Genomic DNA, 24,921 nt, shown 5'->3' on the forward strand with positions numbered 1-24,921 from the left:
AGCGCCCAGGACGAGCGTTCGGGCCTAGGACGAGGACGACTCGTCCGGTGCCGACGCGCCGGTGATCATTGAGACGATCTCGTTGCGGCTGGTGTCCTCGATGGATCGGACCCCGACCTGGCGGCCACGGCGCAGCACCGCGACCCGGTCGGCGATCCGGAACACCTGATCGAGGTTGTGGCTGACCACCAGGACGGCGGCACCACGCTCCCGCAGCTTGAGGATCAACTCCTCCACCTTGGCGGTCTCCGCCACGCCCAGCGCGGCGGTCGGCTCGTCCATCAGCACCAGCCCGCTGGCCCAATGGGTGGCGCGGCAGATCGCCACCGCCTGCCGCTGCCCGCCGGACAGGTCTCGGATGATCGCCTTGGCGCTGGGAATACGGACGTCCAGGGCGTCCACCAGGGCCTGGGTCTCCCGGGCCATCCGGCGTCGGTCGAGCAGCCGCAGCGGGCCACGGGTCAGTTCCCGGCCGAGGAACATGTTCATGTAGACCGGCTGCGAGTCGGCAAGCGCCAGGTCCTGGTAGACCACCTCGACGCCCTGCCGTCGGGCATCGGAGGCGTCCCGGAAGGAGACCGGGCGGCCGTGCATCCGCAGCTCACCCTCGGTCGGTTGGTACACCCCGGAGATGATCTTCACGAGGGTGGACTTGCCCGCGCCGTTGTCGCCGACCAGGGCGGTGATCTCCCCGGCGGCCAGTTCCAGGTCGAAGCGTTCGATCGCGACGACCCCGCCGAACTGCTTGCGGATCCCGCGCAGTTGCAGCGGCGGAGCGTTCGTACCGGTCGCGCCGCCGCTCGTGCCGGCGTTCTGGGTTGCCGCGCTCATGATTGCCTCCCGGTGCTGCCAACGGCGTGGGTGCGGGTGTCGATGTCGTCCAACCGGAGCGGCGTCGAACCGTCGGCGGCCCAGACGCCGGGGACGGCCGGGGCACCGGACCGGACGCCTGTCACGCCCGCGGTCAGGGCCCGGGTGACGAACGCCTGCGGCCGGAACCCGAACAGGACGGTGTCGCCGGGCGCGACCGCCGGTGCGTTACTGACATCGGCCATCGCGTAGTAGTCGATCGCCTCCGGTGCGGGCATCTCCACGTCGACCAGGTACGCGTCGTCGAGTCCGCCGCCGGCGGGCACGATCAGGGCGCGGGTGTCGCCCAGACCGAGCACCGGGTCGACGTAGAGCCCACCGCCGAAGACGTAGGCGCGACCGCCCCACAGGTGCGAGACCTCGCTGACGTAGAGCACGGCCGGTTCCTCGACCAGGTCGGTGACGGCGTGCCAGGGCGTGGTGCCGGTCAGCCCGTGACCGGGCTCGACCTGCGTCGCGCCGGCCTCGGCGAGCATGCCCAGCACCGCGACGGAGGTCGTACCGGGGGCGTTGATCTCGATCTGCCCACGTCCGGCCGCACGAAGCGCGGCGGCGGCCGTGCGCAGGGTGTCGAGGTTGGGTGTCGGCACGACGCGGCCGGCGGCCGAATCGAACAGTTGGGTCGGGAAGCTGGTGACACCCGCGAACCGGGCACCGGGCAGGGCGTCGAGCCGGTCGGCGACCGCGACGATCTCCTCGGCCGCAAAGCCGCCCTCGTGCCCGCGGTAGAAGCGGTCGCCCGGGGCCATGATCCGGGCGAGCAGCGCCTGCTCCCGACCGGCCGCGGCACTCGCGGCCGCCGCCTCGGCGGCCTTGGTGTCGTTGAAGACGGTCCAGTGGGCCGGGGCGAGTGCGGCGGCGGTGGCCGCCTCGTGCCGGGGGATCTGCACCAGGTGGCCGACGTGGCCGATGCCGAGCCCACCGTGCCAGTCGGCCAGCGCGCACTGCAGGTCGACGCCGACCGCCTCGGTGATCCCGGCGGCGCGGATCGTCCGGCAGAAGTCGGGATTGCGGCCGACCTGCTTGGTCATGGCGTAGACGGACAGGCCGTGGCGGTCGGCCTCGCGCCGGATGGCCGTGGCGTTGGCGGCGACGGTGTCCAGGTCCAACGCGTAGCAGTTGGCCGGCAGGTCGCCGTTGCGGTGCAGGTCCGCGGCGGCGGCCAGGAAGGCCGGGTTGCGGCGTCGAAGCAGATCGAGAAACATGCGTTTGCTTCCTTCCTGGTCAGCTGCGCCGCTCGCGCAGCGACAGGGAGACGGCGACGAGGATGATCGCGCCGCGCGCCATCATCTGCTGGGAGACGGAGAGCCCGGCCAGGATCAGGCCGTTGTTGAGCATGCCCATCAGCAGGCTGCCCAGCAGGGCGCCGACGATGGAGCCCTTGCCGCCGAACAGGCTGGTACCGCCGACGATCACCGCGGCGATCACGGACATCAGGTCGGCCTCGCCGAGGGTGTACCGGGCGCCCTGAAGGCGGCCCGCGTACAGCAGGCCGGCGATGGCGGCGCACATCGCGCTGCCCATCAGCACCATGATCTTGACGCGGATCACCTTGATGCCGCTGACCCGGGCCGCGGCCACGTTGTCGCCGATGGCGAGGGTGTGTGCCCCGTACCGGGTCTGGCGCAGCACGAGGTAACCGATGACTGTCGCGGCCACCGACCAGAGCACCAGGTTGGGGATGCCGAACACCTCGCCCTGGCCGAACAGGGACAGGAACGCCTCGTTGCTGACCGGCACCGACTGCAGGCCGGTGACCTCGCGGGCCAGGCCGGCCACCGCCCCCATGGTGGCGAGGGTGACCAGGAAGGAAGGCAGCCGCACGAGGGTGACGAAGAGCCCGTTCACCAGGCCGACCGCCGCGCCGGCGGCCAGCCCGGCAGCCGCGCCGAGCAGCATGTTGTCGGTTTCCCGCAACGTCACCGCGCCGACCAGCGCGGAGAGCGCGACGACCGAACCGATCGACAGGTCGATCTCACCGGCTGCCAGGACGAAGACCAACCCGATCGCCATCACGGTGATCGGCGCGGTCTGGATGATGATGTTTGTGAGGTTGCTTGTGGTCAGGAAGCCGTTGCTGCCCTGGGTGATGGCGAAGAACAGGAACACGACGACGAAGCCGATGTAGACCACGTAGTCGCGCCAGTTGACCCTGCGCCAGGCCGGTCTGCTGCTGGCCTTGACCGCCGTCTCGGTCTGGGTCATCTATCGTCCCTCCGCTGACTCGAAAGAGGTGTTCCGGCGAAGCTCGGCCGTGACGGGCGACGCCGCTGGATCGGGGTGGGCCGGCAGGCCTGGATGGGCACCGGCCTGCTGCCGGGCGACGGCGATCGCGCCGAGCAGGCCGGCCCGGTCGCCGAGTTGGCTGGTCTTGATCAGCGGCACGTCCGCGCTCAGCGCGGCGACCCACCGCCGGACCGGCTCGACCAGCTCGACCCGGGCGCCGATGCCGCCGCCGAGTACGACCGCCTCCGGGTCGAGTACGGCGGTGACCGCGACGGCGGCCAGGGCGATGAGCCGGGCCTCCTCGTCGATGGCGGCCCGGGCGGCCTGATCGCCGGCCGCCGCGCGGTCGAAGATCACCGGCACGCCGACCTGCTCGCCGGTGGCCGTCCGGTACCGGGCGGCGAGCGCGGAACCGGCCACCGCCTCCTCCAGCGCGCCCCGGATCTGGTTCGCCGGGTCGAACGGATCGGTGCCCAGCGGCAGGTAGGAGATTTCCCCCGCCGCGCCACGGGCGCCCCGGACCAACTCGCCGTCCAGCACGATGCCCATGCCGATGCCGGTGCCGACCGCCACGAACACGAAGTGCCGATGGGTACGTCCGCTGCCGAGCCACCGTTCCCCGGCGGCTGCCATGTTGACGTCGTTGTCCAGCACCACCGGGTGTCCCAGTCGGCGGGTCAGTTCGGTGCGCACGTCGAAGGCGCCGAGTTCGGAGACGTTCGGGGACAGGCCGACGGTGCCGGTCTCCGGGTCCGGTGCGCCGGGCAGACCGACAGCCGTGGCCCGTACCTGCGACCAGTCGACGCCGCCTCGCCTGGCCAACCCGCGCAGCAGGGTGTCGATCTGGGCGGCGACCGCGGTCCCGCCACGGGGGTCGGTGGCCAGCACGTCCTCGGCCACGATGTGGCCGGTGAGATCGGCGAGCGCGGCCAGGACCTTCGTGCCGCCGAGGTCGACCCCGGTGACGTACCCGGCCGGAGCGGACGATGTGTGCGGGTGCCGGGCCATCAGCCGACCGTCAGCAGTCGAGCCGGGTTGGTCACCAGCATCTGGTCGATCGCCTCCGGCGGCACACCGAGCCGGGCGAGACCCGGCACGATCTCCTGACCGAGGTACGAGTAACCGAGGCGGCCGTGGGTGCGCGGGTTGAGGTACGCCTCGGCCCCGGTCAGGTCCATCGAGAGCAGGATCCGGTCGGCGTACCCGTCCCGGACCAGTCCGGCGAGCATCTCCAGTCGGGCCCGGTCCGGCCGGTGGTACGCCCGCTTGGCGAACTCGCCCTCCGGCGGGTTCTCCGGCAGCGGCGCCAGGACGAAGTCCCAGAACTGCTTGCCGATCGTGTCGAAGGCGATGTTGACGCCGGTCGCCAGGACCGCCCGCAGGTAGTCGGGGTCGGGGTTGATGTCCAGGTGGCCGATGACGATCCGGGAGAGGTCGGCCTTCTCCTCGCGGAGGATCTCGACCTGCTCCAACGCCATGGTGCCGTGGGTGGTGTGGGTGTTCACCGCCAGCCCGGTGGCCACGTGGGCGCGGGCGGCGGCCCGCAGGCACTTCTCCTCGTGCGGGGTGATCTCGTTGAGCCCGGTGGCCTGCTCCCCGAAGATGCCGACCTTGATGCCGGTGTCTCCCACGCCGATGGTGGCGTCGGCGATGAACCGCTCCCGCATCTCGTCCACGCCGGCGGTCAACGCCCAGCTCGGCGAGTACGGCTCCAGGTAGATCGCCGATCCGGCCACGATGTGCAGGCCGGTACGCTGCGCCACCTCGCGGAGCAGGGTCACGTCATGACCCACCACCTCGTACGGGGACAGGTCCACCACCGTGCCGAAGCCCAGCTCCGGCAGGCCGCGTACGGCGTCGACGGCGAGGTCCGCGCGGTCGTCACCGGCGCCGCCGGCCAGCCACGGCCCGGGCACCAGCGCGCCGAGGTGCTCGTGACTCAGCACCCGGCCGAGCGACTCGGGTGGCACCGGCCCGAGGACTGTCTGGACGTACCCCATCTGATCTTCTCCTTGCCGATCGACGCACCGGCGTCACGGTCGAGGGCTGCCGTGTCGCGCGGCCGGGGTGAGGTCCGGGGCCGTCCGCCAGAAAAGGCCCCGGACCTCACGTCATCTGCGGTCAGTTGCCGAGCACCTCGGCCGGCGGCTCCTGGCCGTAGTCGTCGCGCCAGGCCTCGGCGATGTTCTCCTTGGTGGCCGCCATCGGCGCGCTGACGACCAGCTCCGGCGCCTGCTTGCCGAGCAGCCCGTAGGCGGCGACGATGCCCAGGTTCTGGCCGAGTCGGGTGGAGCCGTTGCCGATGACGCCGACGACGTTGCCGCCCTTGACCAGGTCGGCGGCGAGGTTCGCCTCCAGGTCGTTGGTGACGATCTTGACGTCGGTACGGCCCTGCTGCCGGGTCGCGGCGAGCACGCCCTCCGCAGCGGTGGCCCAGGCGACGTAGACGCCGTTGAGGTCGGCGTGGCGGGTCAGCATCGCGGTGGCGATGTCCTCGGTGCGCGCCGGGTCGGAGAAGCCGGTCTCCTCGACGATCTCAATGTCCGGGTAGAGGTAGCCGAGCCAGTCCTTGAACGCCTTGTCCCGCTGGTTGGTGAACCAGAAGTCGGCGTCGTGGTAGACGTAGCCGACCTTGCCCTTGCCGCCGAGGGCCTTGCCGAGCAGCTCCGCGTTGGCCTTACCGAACGCGGTCAGGTCGACGGTGACGATCCCGACGATCTGCTCCCCGGCCTTGAAGTCCTTCGGCGGGGTGGTCATCACGACCAGCTTGACGCCGGCGTCCACGGCGGGCTTGAAGGCCGCCGCCGCGGCGGTCGGGTCGACCGCGATGGTGACGATCAGGTCCGGCTTGAGGGCCAGGACGGTCTGCACGTTGTTGGCCTGCCGGGCCGGGTCGAACTCGGCGCTGGTGCTGGCCAGCACCTTGATGCCGAGCTCGTCGAACTCCTTGCGAACCCCGGACTCCACCGCCTGGGTCAGCGCGGAGCCCTCGTGCCAGACGAAGGCGGCCGAGTAGTTGCCGTCCTTGACCTTCTGCCGCTCCTCGGGGGTGAGCGAGAGCTGGTCGGCGGCGGTCGGGGTCTCCCCGCCGGGGCCCACGAACGACAGGCTCGGTTCGGTACGGGGGCCGCTCGACGCGCCGCCGTTGCCGCCGGACGTCTCGTTCGAGCAGGCGCCGACCATGAGCGCCAGGGCGCAGAGCGCGCCCAGGGCGGCCCCACGTCTACGGCTGAGTTTCATTGCTCTTACCTCCAGCAACGGGGGTCCGGGACCGGGTGGTGCCGGACTGACACGGGGTTCCGAGCGACCGGCGCGGCACGTGACGGGGGCACGCGCCGTAGCCCCGGGGGTACCGATGGGGGCCGGCGACCTCTATTTCCGTTCAGACTGAAAGTATTATCGCGATCGTCACACTCCGTCAAGAGCCCTGGTCGGAGATCCCGCGCACTTGCTTCGACCCGGACGGTCCGCATTTCGGCTACCTCGCACCGCCTCACGCGGGCCGGTCGAGAGCGCCCAGTACTCAGGAACGCTCACTCTCGGTGGTGTCGGTGCGCCAGGCGGCCCGGGAACTGGTTGTTGCCTACCACCGGCGCGGCCCTTAGCATTCGGGTGGAAAAAAAATAGGTGGAGGTGGACGTGGAAGCCCGAGCACCGCGGCGCGCCAACCGGTCGACCGTGCTCGCCCACGTCCTGACGCGCGGGCCGGTCACCCGCACGGCCATCGGTCAGGAGACCGACCTTTCCCCGGCCACCGTCTCGCGCATCGTCGAGCAGCTGCTCGACGAGGGACTGCTTGTCGAGACAGACGGCACCCCGACCGCGACCCGGGGCCGGCGCGCGACGCGGGTGGCGATCGCCGCCGGACGCGGCGTGGTCTGCGGAGTCGACGTCGGCGGGTCCAACGTCCGGATGGTGGTAGCCGATCTGGCCGCCACGCCGCTGGTGAGCCGGACCGTCCCCACGCCGGCCCAGTACGACGCCCCCCGGCTGGCCCAGTGGCTCGCCGACCTGATCCGGCAGACCGTCGGCGACCACCTGGACCGGCTCGACTGCGTCGCGGTGGGGCTGCCCGGTGCGGTCCGCGAACACGACCGCGCGGTGTCCAACGCCCCGAACCTTCCCCAGGTGGAGGACCCGGAGTTCCTGCGGTTGCTGGAGAAACGGCTGGCCACCGGGGTCGAGGTGGACAACGACTCCAACTACGCGCTCCTCGGCGAGCTGCGCTTCGGTGCCGCCCGCAACGCGCAGACCGCGGTGATGTTCACCATCGGCGCCGGGCTCGGTGCCGGCGTCGCCATCGACCGGCGGCTGTTCCGTGGCCGCAGCGGCATGGTCGGCGAGTTCGGACACCTGCCGGCCGGTCCGCTGGGCACCTCGCTCGAACAGATCATCAGCGGGCCCGGCATCCTCGCCCGCGCCCGTGACCTCGGCCTGCCGTTCGACAATCCGGCCGACGTGTTCCGCTCCACCGACTCCCGCCTGGTGCCGGTCAAGCAGTACGTCGAGCAGGCGCTGCTGATCATCCTCACCGCCGCGGTGGTGGCCTACGAGCCCGAGGTGATCGTCCTCGGCGGCGGCATCTCCCACGCGCTCAAGCCCGACCTCGGCTGGCTGGGGGGTCGGCTGCGGGAGATCGTGCCGGTCACCGCGGCGGCCGTGCAGAGCGCCGAACTCGGGGACCTGTCCGGTGCGTTGGGCGCCGTGGTGGCGGCGTTGCACACCGCGTACGGGCGACTCGGGCTCGCCGAACCCGACCTCGCCCACGTGCCCCAGCCGGATGCGCTCGCCGGCTGCGACCTGCACGCGTTGTCCGCCAACGCGATCGCCTGACCGTTCCCGCCGATCGGCTCCACTGTGGAGCTGATCGTGGCTGCCCACCGTGCGGTCCCGTGGAGGCCGTGAGCAGGAGCGATCGGTGCACGGCAGAGCCCGGAACCCTTGACATCGAAACGTGTGCGCCGTCACACTGTGGCCTGCTAATTCGATTTAGCGCAGGGCGGGTTCCCCGCAGGAAGCAGCCGGGCTCATCGCCCTGACCGGACACCACACCGCCAAGCCGCGAACGACACTGCAAAAGGAGCGTGCTCGGATGAAGAGAGCGATCGGAAAGGGCCCGACCAGACGGGCGATCACCATGCTCGCGTTGATGTCACTCGGTGTCGGCGCGGTCGTCTCCGCGCCGGCTGCCGCCGCCGCCGCACCCGCCACAGCGGAGGGTGCCACCGTACGGGCCGACAACGGATCCCCGACCGGATACACCGTTGACTTCGTCTACCGCAATCCGCACGCCACCCAGGTCCGCCTCGCCGGAGACCTGACGTTGCTCGACGTCACCACCGGCAACACGCGCTACCAGCCGGAAGCGTGGCAGACCGGCCGGTACCACGCCGGCGGCACCGAGTTCCTCCGGGACATGACCAGGGACGCCGACGGAAACTGGTCGGTCTCGGTGCCCCTGCACGCCGGCAGCCTCAGCTACTGGTACCGCGTCTGGGACCCCACCCAGGGCTGGGAGAACAAGCGCATCTGGGACCCCGCCTCGACGAACCCACGACCCCCGGGCCAGTCCTCGTTCCGGGTCAGGAACAACGACGTGCTCGACGCCGTCTACGTGCCGTACGCCGACAAGCAGAACGACCCGGTGCTCAAGGAACGCGCCGAGTACGAACTGCCCGCGGCCGACCCCGCGCACCGGGGCACCGTCCAGTACGTCCCGTACACCACGATCCTCGGCGACAGCGGCCACTACCTCGGCGTCTACCTGCCGGCCGGCTACGACGCCAACCGCCCCGAGCCGTACAAGGTCGCCTACCTCGCGCACGGCATCTTCGGCGACGAGACCGACTTCATGGTCCCCGCGAACGTCCCCCACATCCTGGACAACATGACGGCCAAGGGTGAGATCGAGCCGACGGTAGTGGTCACCATGGGCAACCACTTCACCGGCACCAGCCTCGGCTTCGCCTCGTACAACCAGACAAACGCCGCCAACAACCTGGTCCAGACGATCCTCCCGTTCATCGAGGAGCGCTACCACGTCTCGACCGAGCGCGAAGGCCGCGCGTACGCCGGATTCTCGTACGGCGGGATGACGGGCGCGCACGTCATCCGGGGCTACCCGACCACCTTCGCGTTCTACGGGCACTTCTCCGGCAACCCGTCGCTGACCGCCCAGGACTACGACAACGTCGCCGCCGCCGTCGGCGACGACGACCTGTTCGTGTTCCTCGGCAACGGTGTCTTCGAAGGCAACCTCAACGCCCAGAACACCATCGCGAACAACTTCCGGGCCCGGGGCTACCGCGCCGCGACGACCCAGGTCCCCGGCGCGCACGACGGCATGACGGCGAGTCAGCTGTTCACCATCTTCGCCCGCGACCACCTCTGGACCGGCGTCGACTCGGTGTCCGTGTCGCCCGCGACCGAGGAGCTGACGAAGGGCTGGAACTGGCGCAAGCAGTTCACCGCCGACGTGCACACCAACGAGGGCGTCAGCCCGGCAGTGACCTGGTCGGTGGAGGGTGCCACCTCGGCGGCAACCACCATCTCCGCCGACGGTCTGCTCTCGGTGGCCGCCGACGAGACCGCCTCGACGCTCACCGTCGTGGCGACCTCCGTGGTGGATGCGACCAAGTCCGGTTCGGCCACGGTCAGCCTGACCGCGCCGGGCACGAACCGTGTCGTGGTCAAGGCGAAGGCCGCGCCCGCGTCCATCGTCCGAGGCGGCACCTTCACGCTCACCGTCGACCTGCGGGCACAGAACCAGCACAAGACGGCGCCGACGGTGACCGGTGAGATCGCCGTGACCTTCGGCGGGACCACCCAGCTGGTGGCGTTGACCGACGGCTCGGCCGTGGTCGAGCTGCCGACCAGCGGCCTTTCGGCCGGGGGATACCCGGTCCACGTCGCCTACTCCGGTGACCCGACCTACACCCCCACCGCCGCAGTGCATCAGCAGTTGCGAGTGCGGTAACCACCTCACGTGAGTGGGCCGGCGACGGCAGGTCGCCGGCCCACCCGCGGGCGGGGAACCACGCCGGCTGAATGCCAGGTCGGCGTAGATTCAGACTGCCGCCCGACCCGGCAGACGACGAGAGGGGTGCCGGACATGAAGCCGGTCACGACACAGCGCATCGAGTCCGCTGCCGTCGCCGTCCTCGCCGTCGTCGTCACCATCGCCGCCGGGTACGCCTGGTGGTGGCTGCTCGCCCTGTTCCTCCTCTTCGACCTCTCCATGCTCGGCTACCTGCGCGGCCCGCATCTCGGTGCCGCCTGCTACAACCTGGTGCACTCGTACACCCTGCCGGCCCTGCTCGGCGCGGTGGCGGTGGCCGCCGCGGCGGCCGGCGAACCGATCGACTGGCTCGGCATCCTCGCTGTCGCCTGGGTGTTCCACATCGCCCTCGACCGCGCCCTCGGCTACGGCCTCAAGACCACCGAGGGTTTCGAACACACCCACCTCGGCCTGATCGGACAGGCCCGGCGAGCCCACCGGGTCACGACCCGCGAACGGTGATCAGCGCAGAATCGACAGCTGCGTGCGGGTCTCCGGCGGATGATTGAGCCGCAGGCCGACTGCTGACGATTCCGGCCCGCGCCGATCGTCATCTCCGTGCCGGTGCCGACGCGGCACCGCACCGAGAGCCAGGGAGAAGCCGATGCGCTACGCACTGATGATCCACTACCCCGAGCCGGGCGAGGGCGAACTCTCCGACGAGGTCATCGCGGAGGCAAGAGCTGCCTTCGACGCGTACGGCCGGGCGCTGAGCGCCGCCGGGGTCCTCCTGGCGGCCGACGTCCTCCAGCCCGCCGCCGCCACGACCACCGTCACCCGCAGAGACGGCAACCTGCGGGTGCAGGACGGCCCCTTCGCCGAGACCAGGGAGGCCCTGGCCGGGGTGTTCCTCCTCGACGTACCCGACCTCGACGCCGCCATCGGCTGGGCGGAGAAGTGCCCGGCCGCGCAGTGGGGCGTGATCGAGGTACGCCCCACCGCGACGGCGTTCGTCGACGGAGCCTGGACGAGTTGACCACCAGCGAGGGGCGGGCAGCCACCGCTGTCGCGGCCGGCACCGAGGGACGGGCGGCCGCAGCTGTCGCGGCGCGCGACAGTTACGGCCGGCTGCTCGCCCTGCTGTCCACCACGACCAGCGACATCGTCTGGGCCGAGGACGCCCTGGCCGACGCGTTCGAGCGGGCCCTGCGCAGCTGGCCCGAGCAGGGGGTGCCGAACAACCCCACCGGATGGCTGCTGACCGTCGCGCGCAACCGGCTCCGGGACCACTGGAAGTCGGCACAGTGGCAGCGCAGCGTCCCGCTCGACGTCGAACGGGACACTCCCGTACACCTCGACACACTCGACCCCGACGCCATCCCCGACCGGCGGCTGGAACTGATGCTCGTCTGCGCACACCCGGCGATCGAGCGCGCCGCACGCACCCCACTGATGCTCAACACCGTGCTCGGCTTCACCGCCGAGCAGGTCGGTCGAGCCTTCTCCACACCCACCTCGACGATGGCGACCCGCCTGGTACGCGCGAAGCGACGCATCAAGGCCACCGGCATCCCGTTCCGCATCCCCGACCGCAGCGACCTGCCGGACCGGATGGCCGCCGTCCTTGAGGCCATCTACGGGGCGTACGTCATCGACTGGGCGACAACCGGCCCGCAGGCCCGCCCGGTGCCCACCGAGGCGCTGCACCTCGCCGAGGTGCTCACCACGCTGGTCCCCGACGACCCCGAGGCACACGGGCTGGCCGCCCTCGTCCAGCTCTCGGCCGCACGCCTACCCGCCCGCCTCGACGAACATGGACGATTCGTGCCGCTGGCCGAGCAGGACCCGACCCGCTGGAACGAGCTCCTGATCCACCGGGCACACCAGCACCTACGCACCGCCCACGCCCGCCGACACCTCGGACGCTTCCAACTCGAAGCCGCCGTCCAGGCGGTGCACTGCGCCCGAAGACACACCGGCACCACCGACTGGCCCGCCCTGCTGGACCTGCACCGCGCACTGCACACGCTCGCACCGTCCCTCGGCGGCGCCGTCGCCCTCGCGGTCGCCACCGCCGAAGTCGAGGGTCCGGCAGCCGGACTGACCCGACTCGACGAACTGCCGAACGACCGTGCCCGTCGGTTCCAGCCGGCCAAGGCCGCCCGTGCCCACCTGCTCGAACGGCTCGGCCGCCACACCGAGGCCGCCGCCGCGTACGACAGCGCCATCGCCCTCACCCACGACCCCGCCGAACGCGGATACCTCGAACATCGCCGCGCCCGATTGTGCCCGGCACATGACCGGCCCTGAGCGGCATCGGGGATCTCGGAGGCCGTGAACTTCGCAGACGGTCCTTGCCCAGTGGAGCGACAAGCCGGTGGATGGGGTCAAAGCGGTGCCCCCGGCAGGATTCGAACCTGCGACACACGGTTTAGGAAACCGATGCTCTATCCCCTGAGCTACGAGGGCGCGAGGGCCTAGTCTAACGGCCTGCGGGTTGACCCGGGGTGGCAGGGAGTGGCCTGCGTTGACCTGGGTTGTCCCGGCCGGTCAGGGCAGCCGGGGACCACACGTCGATCACACGGCCCGCGTCTGCGGTCGTGATCGTTGGCCTGTTTTGACCCGGGGTGGCGCCGGTTGGCCCACGGTGGCACCTGCTGGAGAGCACACGACGCACACAACATCCAAGATCATTGTTGATCGTACGGGCTGCGGTCGGAGGGGCCGTGGCGGCGGCTGTTTGTCTGGGTCGTGGGGGCATCCCTGGCTGCCCGCTTACTTGGTGCCCGGCCCCTGTTTGCCAACTCGTCGAGCTGTCGGCGCATTTCGGCGGCCTCCTCGGTACGGCCTAGACCGTCAAGCACGTCCGCCAGGGTCCGATACGCCGAGAACAGCTGTCCGGCGAACATCTGCGGCAGTTGGCGCGTGAGCGGCTCATAAAGGCTGATTGCCTCGGTGACCGATTCCAGTGCCTCGGCGTAGTTGGCTTTGACGTTCACACACACCCACCCATACGCCCACAACGACGTGGCGAGGTCGGGTAGGTAGGCGTCGGGGTTCGCCTTTGCCAACCGACGCCGGATGGTGACGGCTTCCTCGGCGGGTGCCAGGGCCTGCTCCCGCCGCCCCAGCTCGGACAGGCGGTTGCCGAGGTTGTTCAACGATGCGGCGAGGTCGGGTAGGTAGGCGTCGGGGTTCGCCTTTGCCAACCGACGCCGGATGGTGACGGCTTCCTCGGCGGGTGCCAGGGCCTGCTCCCGCCGCCCCAGCCCGGACAGGAAGGCGCCGAGGTTGTTCAACGATGCGGCGAGGTCGGGTAGGTAGGCGTCGGGGTTCGCCTTTGCCAACCGACGCCGGATGGTGACGGCTTCCTCGGCGGGTGCCAGGGCCTGCTCCCGCCGCCCCAGCCCGGACAGAATCATGCCGAGGTTGTTCAACGACATGGCGAGGTCGGGTAGGTAGGCGTCGGGGTTCGCCTTTGCCAACCGACGCCGGATGGTGACGGCTTCCTCGGCGGGTGCCAGGGCCTGCTCCCGCCGCCCCAGCCCGGACAGGAAGGCGCCGAGGTTGTTCAACGACGTGGCGAGGTCGGGCAGGTAGGCGTCGGGGTTCGCCTCTGCCAACCGACGGTAGATGGTGACGGCTTCCTCGGCGGGTGCCAGGGCCTGCTCCCGCCGCCCCAGCCCGGACAGGCGGTTGCCGAGGTTGTTCAACGATGCGGCGAGGTCGGGTAGGTAGGCGTCGGGGTTCGCCTTTGCCAACCGACGGTAGATGGTGACGGCTTCCTCGGCGGGTGCCAGGGCCTGCTCCCGCCGCCCCAGCCCGGACAGAATCATGCCGAGGTTGTTCAACGATGCGGCGAGGTCGGGTAGGTAGGCGTCGGGGTTCGCCTTTGCCAACCGACGGTAGATGGTGACGGCTTCCTCGGCGGGTGCCAGGGCCTGCTCCCGCCGCCCCAGCCCGGACAGAATCATGCCGAGGTTGTTCAACGACATGGCGAGGTCGGGTAGGTAGGCGTCGGGGTTCGCCTTTGCCAACCGACGCCGGATGGTGACGGCTTCCTCGGCGGGTGCCAGGGCCTGCTCCCGCCGCCCCAGCTCGGACAGGCGGTTGCCGAGGTTGTTCAACGATGCGGCGAGGTCGGGCAGGTAGGCGTCGGGTTTCGCCTTTGCCAACCGACGCCGGATGGTGACGGCTTCCTCGGCGGGTGCCAGGGCCTGCTCCCGCCGCCCCAGCCCGGACAGGAAGGCGCCGAGGTTGTTCAACGACGTGGCGAGGTCGGGCAGGTAGGCGTCGGGGTTCGCCTTTGCCAACCGACGGTAGATGGTGACGGCTTCCTCGGCGGGTGCCAGGGCCTGCTGGTGTCGGCCGGTGTTCGAGAGTCGGATCGAGAGGTTGCCGGTGTGCCGGGCGTGTTGTTCGTCGCTGCCGTCGGTGTGGTCGAGCAGGTGCTGGGCTAGGACGGCGGCGGCGGGGTCGAGGTCAAGGGAGCGTTCTGGCAGGAGGGCGTAGATCGCCTCGGCGAGGGCGGCGTTGGTGTACCTGGCGACAGCGGACAGAGCGATCCCGCCGGCATGGATAGGTAGGGCCGGGTCGGTGGCCAGTAGGGTGTGCAGCCAGCCGTGCACGTGCGGGTGCCGACCGGCTGCGGCGGCCAGGAAGATCAGGATCCGGGCGGTGTGGGCTGGGGGTTTCTGCTCAGCGGTGTAGGCGGTCAGCGGGCCGGATGTGTAGGTCAGGGTGCCCTCCGGCGGGCGGCGGGCGGTGAGCAGCGTGGTTGCCGCCCAGGAGTCGGTGTGCCCGCTGGCGGTGACCGGTTCCCCGGTCGGGCTAGCCGGCAGGCTCAACGCGATGAAGTCCTCGGCGAGCCGATCCGGGTACATCGGTTCCAGCACCGTAGCGGTATTGGGCGGCGGGTAGCAGCGGTCGTGGGCGTCGAGCAGCCTCTGGCCCACCATGTCGTCGGCCAGCCCGGTGCGTGTAAGTAGCCGAAGCCCGTCATCGCGGGACTGAGGCCCTACCAGACAGGCCAGCAGCACCGTGCGCGCTGCCGCAGTCACGGTGTCCGGGGCATCGCCGTGCAGCCGTGCCCAGTAGGCGCGTTCGCGGTTCAGTAGGTATCGGGTCACGTCACCGGCTGAGCCCGGCGGGACGGCTTGCCGGGTGTAAGCGTCAACGGTGGCCAACGCTGTCATGTGGATACCGAGGGTGGTCCCATACACCCGGTCGTCGCTCAGAATGCTGGGCGGCTGCCATCGGCCGGGCCAACCACGCTCAGGCATGTCCGGCTGGTAGATCTCAGCGAACCGCCGGCAGGCCGCCTCAAACAGATCACGCCGTCCCGGCCCGTCGTCCGCCAGCGCCAGCAATGGCCGTGGCCCGCCGTCACCGCCGCCGGTGTATCCGAGCCGGGGCAGTTCGGCACTGAGCGTGGGCCACCAGTCGACCGAGCGTGCCAGCAACAGCACCCGCACCTTCGGCGCCCGGGCACGACAGTCAGCCAACAGCCGCCGCAGGTCGTGCAGCGGCCACCGCTCCGCGTAATCGACGATCACCAGCAACGGACGACGCGCGGCTGGCAGCCACCGCCACGGCGATCCCAGCGGGCTCGCATCGACGTCCGCCGGAGCGGCATCGCGGTGTGCCGCCACCGCAACCCGCCATCCCGCAACAACGCTGAGCCGGCCCAACCGCTGTGCGAGACGGGTCTTACCCTGCCCACCCGGGGCATGCCACGCCCACACCCCGTGAACGATCGGATCGTCCTGCCATTCCCGCAGCGCGGCCAACTCATCGACACGACCAGTGAAGCCGATCGCCTGCCGACGCGCGGTCAGCAACACGCTCGGCTGCCGCCGCGACCGAATCAACTCCTGCAACCCAGCTGCCGGCGGATCCACGAACTCATCCACCGAGAACGGTGGCACACCCGACTCATTGATAGTCAGATCCCCGCCGGCCACGAACGCGTCCCGGCCGGCAGACACACTCAGACGAAGCCCACTAACCACATCATCGCCCGACGGTCCACCCGACACGGTCACCGAAGATCCCGACCTTCCTCGACATGCAGATCCCCACCAGCGACACTCGCATCCCGACCGGCCTGCACATCCTGCTCAACCCAACCTCCACCCGACTGCCCGCCATCGCGCCGGCCACGGCCACGGCCGACTGTCAGGTTCCCGCCGGCCACCGTCGCGTCACCGTCAGCACGGACCTTCTGCACCACTCGGCCACCACCAGAGGCCCCCGACGCAGGCGGCGATAGCAGCGCACGGCGGGCCAGTATCACCCCGTATGCCGCGAGCGGCACACCACCCACCGCCACCACCGCAGCCACCACACTGGCCACCTGATCAGCCTGACTCAACTGATCCGCCGTCAACTGGGTCACCAAGACCCACACCCCGGCAACCACAGCCAGCACACCCACAACCAGCGAGCCCAGCCATCTGATCCCACCACGCGCCATACCCGCCATCATGGACTGCACCATCCACCAGCGACACTGACAAAATTCTGACCTTAAACGACCCCCCGCCGTATGTCGCTCACTATCGTGGTGCCACTTCAGCCGAGCAAATCGCCGTCCGGGAACGGCCGTCCGTCATCTTCAAACCCGATTGGAATGCCGGGCGGCCCGACGATGGCATCGCGGGCTCGGAGACCATGCACGTGCGGTAGGACCTAATAGGGCCGGAGCACCCGCGGCGGTATGCGCTGACATTGTCAGCTGCTCCGACACCAATTCCGACAAGACTGCGACATCGCGACCCGCCTGCAGGCGCCTGTCGATCTTCATAATGGTGCTGAACGGCGTCGGCGCACCGGGCAAGCGGCAGCTATGGTGTGCGCGCGTCGTGACCGCAGCAACCGCAGGCAGCCCGGGGGTGGCAGCGATGGCAACCAGCGACGAGATCAGGAACGCACGCCGCGCGCTCGGCCGTCGGCTCGCCCAGTTGCGTAAAGCTGCCGCTTACACCCAGCATGGATTCGCCCAGCTCGTGCAATACGGGCGCAGCTCCGTGGCGAACACCGAGACCGGCCACCAGTACCCCGACCGGGGTTTCTGGGCACGCTGTGATGCGGTGCTACAGACCGGAGGAGCGCTCGCCGCCGAGTACGACCGCATCGCCGGGATGGGCCGTCGGCGGCATCGCGTGACGGCGATGCAGGAACCCGGGCGCATGCTTCGACAGGCGACGCCCATCCGCACTGGTACCAGCACAACCGAATCGGGTAACTGCGATGTCTTGTGGGAACACGAGAACAGCATCGACGCTCGACGGCTAGCGCTGAAGTCCGGCACCGACGACGACGCCCGACTGGCGTACCTGGAAGATGAAATTCGGCAGGCGATCACCGACAACGAACGCCTCACCCCGACGATCCTCACGGCTCGGCTACGACCACTGCGCGCATATGTCGATCAGCTCATGTGGGGCCGGCAGCACCCACCGCAACGGGCCCGTCTCTACACCGCCGCCGCCCATCTATCGGGCCTTCTGGGCGCCCTCGCTCTGGACCTGCGCGCATACCGTATGGCGCACGCCTACGCCGCCGAGGCGTTCGACCTGGCCGACGCGGCGCAGCAGCCTGACGTGCAAGCATGGGCGCGGGCGACGCAGAGCCTCGTCGCGTTCTATTCCGGCGACTACCACGACGCCCTGGCCTACGCCCAGGACGGCCTGCGCCGCGCTGGCACCAGCCCACACCGCATCCGTCTCGCCGTCAACGGCCAGGCTCGGGCCCTAGCTCATCTCGGTGATCGCTACGGCGTCGATCGTACTGTCGACGGTGCCTTCACGATGCTGTCCGACTATCCGGTCGACTCAACAGTCAGCGCGAGCCTTACCCTCGGCCCGTACTGCCAGGCCAGAACTGCGGCCAACGCGGCAACCGCCTACCTGGCCCTCGGCCGCACTTCGGGCGTCACCGACCACCTCACCACCGCCATCACCGCCTTCGACGCGGCGGGGCTCGCTGGTCCCCGGGCACTGAGCCGCCTCGACCTGGCCACCGCGCATCTGCACGCCGACAACCCGGATCCCGAACGGGCAGCGACCCTCGCGGTGGAAGCGCTCACCCTGACGGCGGAACAGCGTTTCGAATCAGTCCACCAGCGCGCCCGCCAGTTCCTCACCGCCGCCCAGCCGTTCGCCCACCACCCACAGCTGCGGCACGTCGCAGACCTGCTCGCCGACCGGACACAGGTCGGCGCCACGGCACCGTCCGCTCTACCATCGCCGCCATGAGCAGTCGGGAACTGGCCAGCCTCCACGAGCGCTGGACCGCTTACCAGAACCTGCCCGAACTCACCAACCACTGGTACTGGCGCCCGGGCTGGCGAGCCGACCGCCACTTCTACACCTGGCACCTCACCTTTAACAATCAACCAAAACTCCATCAGCTCGTCACCGAACTCCAACACGATCTGGCGCTACCCGGCCTGGACCTCGTGCCGATCGACGGTCTGCACCTGACGATGCAGGGCCTCGGCTTCACCGACGATGTGCCCGACACCGACATCGAGGCGATCGTTGCCGAAGCCCAACAGCGGTGCGCCGGCCTGCCGCCGCTGGAACTGTCACTCGGCCCGGTCGACCCCGACGCCGAAGGAATCGGCCTGCTCGTCCGACCCTGGCACCGCGTGGAGCATCTCCGTGCTGTCATCCGGGACGCCATCGGCGCTGTATGGCCTATCGTCCCCGAACCCGCGCAGGGATTCCGGCCGCACGTCACCATCGCCTACAGCGGCGCACCAGTACCGACCGAACCGATACGCGCCCGGCTCGCCGAACTCCGTGAACACCCCCCGGCATCGGTGACGATCAGGCAGATGCCGCTGATCGCACTTCGACGAGAGAACCGCGCCTACCGATGGAAAACAATCGCAACCGTGCCCCTGGCCGGGTGACATCGGCTCGCCACCGAAGCAGTGGGCGCAGTGCGTTGCACCGCTCGGTGATCTGCACGAGCGCCTTGCGGCCGTTCCCGCCCACGGAGGTGCGGAAGTAGCAGGAGGAGGCGTGGGTGTCGATGATGAGTCGTTTCACGATGGGCTTCCCGCTTCCAGTGATGGACGGGCGGTGCTGGTGGGCTGTGTTGCTCCGAGCAGTTGTGCGGCCCCGTGGAGCTGTCGGAGCACGACCTGGACGTGATGCCGGTCGGTGTCGGGGCGGTGGTGGCCGGCGGCGGTGGTCAGGAGCCACCAGGCCGCCCAGACCCGGTGCCATCCCAGCGCCCACCGGGCGGCGGGGAGGCCGCCCCGGTCGGCTTCCGCGTCTGGGTGTCCGCCGGCGGCGATGTAGGCGCGGATGAGTCGGGTGAGTAGACGGGGTTGGGGTGGTGTGCGGGTGCCGAACCAGGTCGCCAGGTCGAGCAGGCCCGGTCCGGTGAACGCTTTCGCCCAGTCGACGAGGCGGCATCCGGTCCGGGTGACGTGCAGTGAGCTGCGGTGGAACTCGCCGTGGCACAGCCCGAAGGGTGGCCGTTCGGCACCGTCGGCCCTGCGTTGTGCGACGGCGGTCAGCCGCTGCAGCAACTCCTCGATCGGGCCGGAGTCGGGGAAGCGTTCCCGACGGCGTAGCGCGGTCAGCGCGTCGAGTGCCTGTCCGGGCAGGCGTGCCAGGCCCGCTTGGTCGAATGTGGGCAGGCCGGTGATGCCTGTGGCGGCGTGGATCCGGCGGGCAGCGGCGGCGGCTTCCGCCACGGTCGCTGCCCTGACCGGTTCGCCGAGATCATCCATCAGCATGCCTAGCGTCTGGGGGCGCATCGCGTAGCCGTGGAGCACCGGAACTGAGGCTCCCTGCTCGTTGAGCGCCCGCAGCACGGTGGCCTCGCCGGTGAACGGTCTGGCGGCGACTTTGCAGATCACGCTGCTGCCGTCAGCGAAGAACAGCCGCTCGACGGCGGACAGCTCCCACTCCTGGATGGCCTGCCGACCGGCCGGCACCCGCCGCGCCGCGGTGAGTAGGTCACATCGCAGCTGCGCGACGAGGCGCTCGTCGAGCCTGGGCGCGTTCACCGCAGCCTCGCTGCGGGGATTCCGGCGGTGACCTGTTCGAGCCGGGTGAGGACGGCGGCGAGGTGCGCCGACATGCCGGCCGGCACCCGCGGGTGGGCTGCCTGCTGGAAGGCGCGGAAGTGCGGAAGCAGCCCGCACAGCATCAGCCGCTGGGTGAAGAACCCGGTCATGTCTCCGCTGGCCCGTGCCCGCCGCAGCAGCGATGTCAGCGCGACGATCTTGTCGGCGGTGGAGGCGAGCAGCACCGGCGGGTCATCGACACAGATGGGCGGGTCTGGTTCGTCGAGGGACCGGTGTTCGGTCTGGAGCGCGGCGATGATCCGCGGTACCTCGGGCCCGTATGCGGCGGTGAGGACCTGGTACACGTCCAGTGTGGCCGGCGCGAGATCGGGTGCGTCGTGCAGCAGTGCCGCCGCGATCACCTCCGGTGGTGACGCGGGCACGTGGTTGCCGACGGTCACCGCGACCCGGACCGCGTGGACCAGAGCCGGCCGGTCATCGATGGTGTGTCCCGCGCACCACGCCTTGGCGTCGCGCAGGGCGCGGTCGATGACGGCAGGACGGGGAGGGGATAAGACCGTCATTCCCGGTACCTCCTGATTACCGTACGATCGGCGCCATGTCCGGGCCGCTTCCGCACTGGTGTGAGCAGACCTGCGTCGTGTGTCCCGCTCAGCAGCTGGGGCCGGGCCAGTTCGACGTGGTCGAGCGGCCCGGACCCGAGTTCGCCTACCGTCAGAACCTTGGGTGGCGTGCCACCGCCGACGGCGTTGCCGTGTGCGTGCACCCGTTCCGGGTGGGTCTTCCCGCCGGCCGGTACGCCTCGGCCGGGGAACCGGTCCCCGACCAGGCACCCCGGCCGGCGCCGACACCGGCGGCCCTGGAACTGCCCGCCGACGTGGTGGATCTGGAAGGCTGGCTCGTCGCCATGCTGCGGGACGCACCCTCCGAGCAGATCTTCACCGCGGTCGCCCGCGCCGAGCGGCTGGCCGCGCAGCGGTTCGGCGCGAAGCAGACGGTGGCGGCTCTGCGGCGGGTGCTGTCGGTGGAGCTGGCTAACCGCTGACCCCGACGGCGACCGGCTCGGGCTGGTCGAAGTCGAAGTCGTGGCTGCGCCCGTCACGGCCGAGACCAGCCGCCTGGTAGTGGGCGTTGAGCAGGTCCAGGCGTCGGGTCACCTCGGCCGAGTCCAGCCAGTACCGCAGCGGCTGCTCACCCCACCCCGCTGCGGCGTAGTAGGCGTCGGTGACGCACCCTCGGGTGTAGGTGAACTCCTCCAGCTCCGTGGCGTGGGGGAAGACCACTGCCAGGTCGGACTGCATCCGGGTCATCAGCGTGAACTGCGCCAGCACCGCGTGGATCATCTCGTCGACCGGCGCCGGCACCAGCAGCTCGGCGGCCCGCTCGTCGCCGTCGGACAGCTCGAACACCGCCGCCTTCAGCGCCAGCACCCGCAGCGCCTCTTCCAGCAGCGGCCCGGCGTCACGCTCCAGCGACCAGCGACTGATCGCCGGGTATCCGGTGAACGTGGCCCAGCAGCTGGAGTACCTCATCGACGAGCTGTGCAACCGGTGGTAGGCCGGGTGGGCGCGCATCCGGTCGAGGATCTCAGCGGCCCGACGACCGACCTTCCGGACCTCCGGCATCGATGGACTGGTCATGGTGCATCCCTCCCAAAGGGCAGTGGACACGGGAGACCACACGCCACACTGCGGCTGGGGTCCCTCACCACCTGAACAAATGCGGGTGGTGACAAAGCCATCAGAGCCTGCCGCCGTCGATGTCGATAAGCGGCGGCCTTGACCTCCGACAATCTGCTGACATTCGTCCGCCGCTATTTCTCGGACCACGACTGTCATCGAAATGTCGGAACCCGGCGACGGATCTGGCCGACATTGATCGACCTCGCCTTAAGTCGTCTCGTTGGCACGCGATCGTGCCGGCAGGCCGCCCATCGAGACGGTGTACCGCGGCGTTCTCACTCCATCGCGTCATGGGGTCGTTGACCGTGCGATCTGAAGGGTTCTGGTGTGCGTGTTGCCCGGAGGCTGGCGCTGTTGCTGGCCATCCCGCTGTCCGCGACTGTGCTGTTTGCGGCTTGGGGTGTGACGTCGACAGCGCGGCAGGCGGTGAGTGCTGATCGCCTTCAGGTGCTGGTGGCGGTGTCGTCCGCTGTCGGTGAGGTGCTGTACCAGCTTGACCGGGAGCGCCAGGTCGCGGTGTCGGTGGTCTCGGATGCCGGTGGCGGGTTGAACGCGGTGCTGGAGCAGAGCGCGGTGTCCGACCGTGCGATCGACGTCTACCGGCAGCGCCGCGCAGGGCTGGACATGTCGCAGCCTGCGGTCGCGCGGCTGGTCGGCCCGTTGGATGAGCAGTTGCGGCTGCTGCCGGCGTTGCGGGAACAGGTCAAGGCACGGTCGACGTCGTTGACGGCGGTACTGGTGCGGTACCGGGCGGTGATCGCGCGTGGCCTGGCGGTGCGGGAGGCCGTGGGTCAGGTGGGCGGCGCGGACGGTGTGCTCGCCGATCATTTGCGGGTGGCCGCGGCGTTGTCGCAGGCATCGGAGTACGCGGGTATCCAGCAGGCGGCGGTGGCGGTGGGTAGTGGCCGGGTGGTGTCGCAGGCGGTGCAACGGGACCTGGCGGCGACGCGGGCCGGGTTCGACGAGGCGCTGCTGGTGGTGTCGCGGCGTTCGCCGACGCGGTGGCGGGCATGGCTGGATCAGGCGTTGACCGGCGAGCAGGTGCTCACCGCGCAGCGTATCGATGACGGGATCGCGCGGACGCAGGTCGGTCAGCGGCTGCGGGTCGCGCCTGGCCGCTGGGCGGCCGCCAGCGGTGAACGTCGGGACCGGTTGCACCAGGTGCAGTCTCGTATCGATGACGACATCCTGGCCGAGGTCGGGCGGCAGCGGACGCGGCAGTGGGTGACCAGCGGCGTGCTGTCCGGGGTGGCGGCGGTGCTGCTCGCGGCGGCGGCGGTGTTCGCGTGGCGGCAGGGCCGGGTGTTGGCGCGGCGGCTGCGTGGAGTGCGTGACGCCGTCACCCGGATGGCCCGGGATGAGCTGCCCGCACTGGTGCGCCGGGTGGAGTCGGCTGACCCCACCGATCCGGGCTCGGTACCGGCGCCACCGCGCGCCCTGGCGCCGGCGACGGTCCGCGACGAGGTGGACGAGGTCACGGCCGCCTTCGACACCCTCGCGGGAACCACGTACCGGATCTCGACGGACCTTGCCCGGCATCGCCAGGTGGCGGTCGGCGCGGTGGAAGCGGTCGGGCGGCGGTGTCAGGCGATCACCAACCGGCTGCTGGGTGAGCTGGACCGCGCGGAGCGCGACGAGAAGGACTCCGCGACGCTGGAGACCCTGTTCGCGGTGGACAACCTGGCGGCGCAGCTGCTACACGGCACGCAGAGCCTGCTGGTCCTGTCGGGTCGGACGCTCGGGATGGCGTACGAGGAGCCGGCCGAGTTGGTGACGGTGGTGCAGGCGGCGCAGAGCCGGATCCAGGACTACCGGCGCATCATCTTCGGGCTGGTCGACGACCGTGTGCTCGTGCCGCCGGCACTGATCGACGACCTGGTTCACCTGTTGGCGTCACTGCTGGACAACGCCGCCCGCTACAGCCCCGACGACGTGTTCGTCTCCGGCCACCTGATGGGTAACAGGGCGATCCTGCAGGTCACCGACACGGGCAACGGCATCGCACGCGATCTTCTCGACCAGCTCAACCAGGAGTTGGCGGCACCGTCACCGACGATCGGGGTGGAGCACATCCGCCGGCAGGGCATAGCCACGGTGGCGCTGCTGGCCGCCGCGCACGGGTTGCGGGTGCGGCTGCTTCCCGCGTCACCGCACGGCACGGTCGCCGAGGTCGAGATCCCCGCCGACAAGCTTCTCGTCCGGATCCCTGAACGCGTGGCGCTGCCGACCGGACCGATCGCCGGCAGACGCGCCCCCGGCGGCACCCCCGCCTCCCACATCGCTTTGCCCGCCACCTCCGCACCTCACCCCGGTGGACCTTCCCGCCGGCACCACCGGCCGGCGCCCGTGGACGCGCCGACCCAGGCCCTGCCGCAGATCCCCGTACAGCGGCTCGGCCCGGGCGGGCAGGAACCACCTATCTACCGGCATGCCGGTGAACGGCATAGCCCATCCGCGTGGTTCGAGGAAGGCGGCACCGTGCACGTGTCCGCCGAGACCGTGCCGTTCGGTGGCGGTGCGACCACTTCGAACGGACTGCCCAAGCGGCAGCCGACCACCGCGTTCACGCCCGCCGTCCGGTCTGCTCCTGTCGCGGCGCGCTGCCGTCCGACGGCGGGCCTGGCGCAGACCGCAGATGCCTACCAGCGCGGCCTCGGCCGCCGTTCCCACCAGCCGAGAGAAGAACAACGATGAGCGACAACAACCTGAGTTTCCTGCTGAACAACAACGTGCGCGTGGTCGCCGGGGTCAGTCACGCCGTCGCGGTGTCGGTTGACGGGCTGCTGCTGGCCTGGACCGAGGGGCTCAACCGGGATGCCGCCGAACGCCTCGCCGCGGTCGCGGCCGGGCTGAACAGCCTGCTCAACGGCGCCGCCCGCGACTTCGACGCGGGCGCGGTGCGGGGCAACATCACCGACACCGACCGGGGCTACCTGATCCTGACCAGCCTGAGCCGGGGTGCGTCGCTGCTCGTCCTGGCTCGCCGGGATGCGGACCTCGCGTTCGTCACCGGGGAACTGGAGCGCTTCGCCGAGCAGGTGGGTGACTCCTACCTGAACCCGTCGTTCGCTGCCGCGGCGGCCGGCACACGATGA

General features: G+C 70.2%; 21 protein-coding genes and 1 tRNA gene. 10 read left to right on the plus strand and 12 right to left on the minus strand.

The window, feature by feature from the left end:
- Window positions 1–24 precede the first annotated feature (24 nt).
- From VAB18032_RS02730 to VAB18032_RS02755, 6 genes are all read right to left on the minus strand, one after another.
- Window positions 25–831, minus strand: a complete 807-nt coding sequence (locus tag VAB18032_RS02730) for an ATP-binding cassette domain-containing protein (RefSeq protein ID WP_013731245.1) — start codon at window positions 829–831, stop codon at window positions 25–27.
- Complete coding sequence (locus tag VAB18032_RS02735; RefSeq protein WP_013731246.1) at window positions 828–2,075, minus strand: alanine racemase; 1,248 nt, start codon at window positions 2,073–2,075, stop codon at window positions 828–830. The genes VAB18032_RS02730 and VAB18032_RS02735 overlap by 4 nt, the downstream gene beginning before the upstream one ends.
- 19 nt (window positions 2,076–2,094) lie before the next feature.
- Window positions 2,095–3,075 (minus strand): ABC transporter permease, encoded by a 981-nt coding sequence (locus tag VAB18032_RS02740; protein WP_013731247.1) that lies wholly within the window; start codon window positions 3,073–3,075, stop codon window positions 2,095–2,097.
- Complete coding sequence (locus VAB18032_RS02745) at window positions 3,076–4,104, minus strand: ROK family protein (protein ID WP_013731248.1); 1,029 nt, start codon at window positions 4,102–4,104, stop codon at window positions 3,076–3,078.
- Entirely contained in the window at window positions 4,104–5,096 is a 993-nt protein-coding gene (locus VAB18032_RS02750; RefSeq protein ID WP_013731249.1) for a phosphotriesterase family protein, read from the minus strand. Before VAB18032_RS02750 ends, VAB18032_RS02745 begins: the two co-directional genes overlap by 1 nt.
- Before the next feature lie 121 nt (window positions 5,097–5,217).
- Window positions 5,218–6,336 (minus strand): substrate-binding domain-containing protein, encoded by a 1,119-nt coding sequence (locus tag VAB18032_RS02755; protein WP_013731250.1) that lies wholly within the window; start codon window positions 6,334–6,336, stop codon window positions 5,218–5,220.
- 399 nt (window positions 6,337–6,735) lie between these two features.
- Here VAB18032_RS02755 and VAB18032_RS02760 point away from each other — a divergent pair, with 399 nt between their 5' ends.
- The 5 genes from VAB18032_RS02760 (at window position 6,736) to VAB18032_RS02780 (ending at window position 12,403) form a co-directional block, all read left to right on the plus strand.
- Entirely contained in the window at window positions 6,736–7,929 is a 1,194-nt protein-coding gene (locus VAB18032_RS02760; RefSeq protein WP_043722795.1) for an ROK family transcriptional regulator, read from the plus strand.
- 259 nt (window positions 7,930–8,188) lie between these two features.
- Window positions 8,189–10,072: an alpha/beta hydrolase-fold protein gene (locus VAB18032_RS29840; RefSeq protein ID WP_013731252.1), complete on the plus strand. Its 1,884-nt coding sequence runs from the start codon at window positions 8,189–8,191 to the stop codon at window positions 10,070–10,072.
- 135 nt (window positions 10,073–10,207) lie between these two features.
- Complete coding sequence (locus VAB18032_RS02770; protein ID WP_193386284.1) at window positions 10,208–10,615, plus strand: DUF4260 family protein; 408 nt, start codon at window positions 10,208–10,210, stop codon at window positions 10,613–10,615.
- A 142-nt stretch (window positions 10,616–10,757) separates the two neighbouring features.
- Window positions 10,758–11,129, plus strand: a complete 372-nt coding sequence (locus VAB18032_RS02775) for a YciI family protein (RefSeq protein WP_013731254.1) — start codon at window positions 10,758–10,760, stop codon at window positions 11,127–11,129.
- Window positions 11,126–12,403, plus strand: coding sequence for an RNA polymerase sigma factor (locus VAB18032_RS02780; protein ID WP_013731255.1), 1,278 nt, complete (start codon window positions 11,126–11,128; stop codon window positions 12,401–12,403). Before VAB18032_RS02775 ends, VAB18032_RS02780 begins: the two co-directional genes overlap by 4 nt.
- An 86-nt stretch (window positions 12,404–12,489) precedes the next feature.
- On the opposite strand, the gene VAB18032_RS02785 is transcribed toward VAB18032_RS02780, so the two are convergent.
- From VAB18032_RS02785 to VAB18032_RS31430, 3 genes are all read right to left on the minus strand, one after another.
- Window positions 12,490–12,562 (minus strand) — tRNA-Arg (locus VAB18032_RS02785).
- A 221-nt stretch (window positions 12,563–12,783) separates the two neighbouring features.
- Complete coding sequence (locus VAB18032_RS30380) at window positions 12,784–16,020, minus strand: tetratricopeptide repeat protein (RefSeq protein ID WP_013731256.1); 3,237 nt, start codon at window positions 16,018–16,020, stop codon at window positions 12,784–12,786.
- 113 nt (window positions 16,021–16,133) lie between these two features.
- Window positions 16,134–16,592, minus strand: coding sequence for a hypothetical protein (locus tag VAB18032_RS31430; RefSeq protein ID WP_148272177.1), 459 nt, complete (start codon window positions 16,590–16,592; stop codon window positions 16,134–16,136).
- 403 nt (window positions 16,593–16,995) lie between these two features.
- On the opposite strand from VAB18032_RS31430, the gene VAB18032_RS33415 reads away from it, so the two are divergent.
- Entirely contained in the window at window positions 16,996–18,351 is a 1,356-nt protein-coding gene (locus tag VAB18032_RS33415) for a helix-turn-helix domain-containing protein (RefSeq protein ID WP_013731258.1), read from the plus strand.
- Window positions 18,348–19,013 carry a 2'-5' RNA ligase family protein gene (locus VAB18032_RS02805; protein WP_013731259.1) on the plus strand — a complete coding sequence of 222 codons (666 nt, stop codon included), beginning with the start codon at window positions 18,348–18,350 and terminating at the stop codon, window positions 19,011–19,013. Before VAB18032_RS33415 ends, VAB18032_RS02805 begins: the two co-directional genes overlap by 4 nt.
- Before the next feature lie 135 nt (window positions 19,014–19,148).
- Here VAB18032_RS02805 and VAB18032_RS02810 read toward each other — a convergent pair whose 3' ends face one another.
- Entirely contained in the window at window positions 19,149–20,123 is a 975-nt protein-coding gene (locus VAB18032_RS02810) for a phosphotransferase family protein (protein ID WP_013731260.1), read from the minus strand.
- Window positions 20,120–20,707: an HD domain-containing protein gene (locus VAB18032_RS02815; protein ID WP_013731261.1), complete on the minus strand. Its 588-nt coding sequence runs from the start codon at window positions 20,705–20,707 to the stop codon at window positions 20,120–20,122. Before VAB18032_RS02815 ends, VAB18032_RS02810 begins: the two co-directional genes overlap by 4 nt.
- A gap of 35 nt (window positions 20,708–20,742) precedes the next feature.
- Between VAB18032_RS02815 and VAB18032_RS02820 the strand changes: the two genes are divergently transcribed.
- Window positions 20,743–21,189, plus strand: coding sequence for a hypothetical protein (locus VAB18032_RS02820; RefSeq protein ID WP_013731262.1), 447 nt, complete (start codon window positions 20,743–20,745; stop codon window positions 21,187–21,189).
- Here VAB18032_RS02820 and VAB18032_RS02825 read toward each other — a convergent pair.
- Window positions 21,179–21,784, minus strand: a complete 606-nt coding sequence (locus tag VAB18032_RS02825) for a hypothetical protein (RefSeq protein WP_013731263.1) — start codon at window positions 21,782–21,784, stop codon at window positions 21,179–21,181. The two genes, VAB18032_RS02820 and VAB18032_RS02825, sit on opposite strands and share 11 nt — an antisense overlap.
- 468 nt (window positions 21,785–22,252) lie before the next feature.
- On the opposite strand from VAB18032_RS02825, the gene VAB18032_RS02830 reads away from it, so the two are divergent.
- Window positions 22,253–24,520 (plus strand): sensor histidine kinase, encoded by a 2,268-nt coding sequence (locus tag VAB18032_RS02830; protein WP_043719534.1) that lies wholly within the window; start codon window positions 22,253–22,255, stop codon window positions 24,518–24,520.
- Window positions 24,517–24,921 carry a roadblock/LC7 domain-containing protein gene (locus tag VAB18032_RS02835; RefSeq protein WP_013731265.1) on the plus strand — a complete coding sequence of 135 codons (405 nt, stop codon included), beginning with the start codon at window positions 24,517–24,519 and terminating at the stop codon, window positions 24,919–24,921. The genes VAB18032_RS02830 and VAB18032_RS02835 overlap by 4 nt, the downstream gene beginning before the upstream one ends.

Source organism: Micromonospora maris AB-18-032 (assembly GCF_000204155.1).
GTDB classification, from domain to species: Bacteria; Actinomycetota; Actinomycetes; order Mycobacteriales; family Micromonosporaceae; genus Micromonospora; species Micromonospora gifhornensis.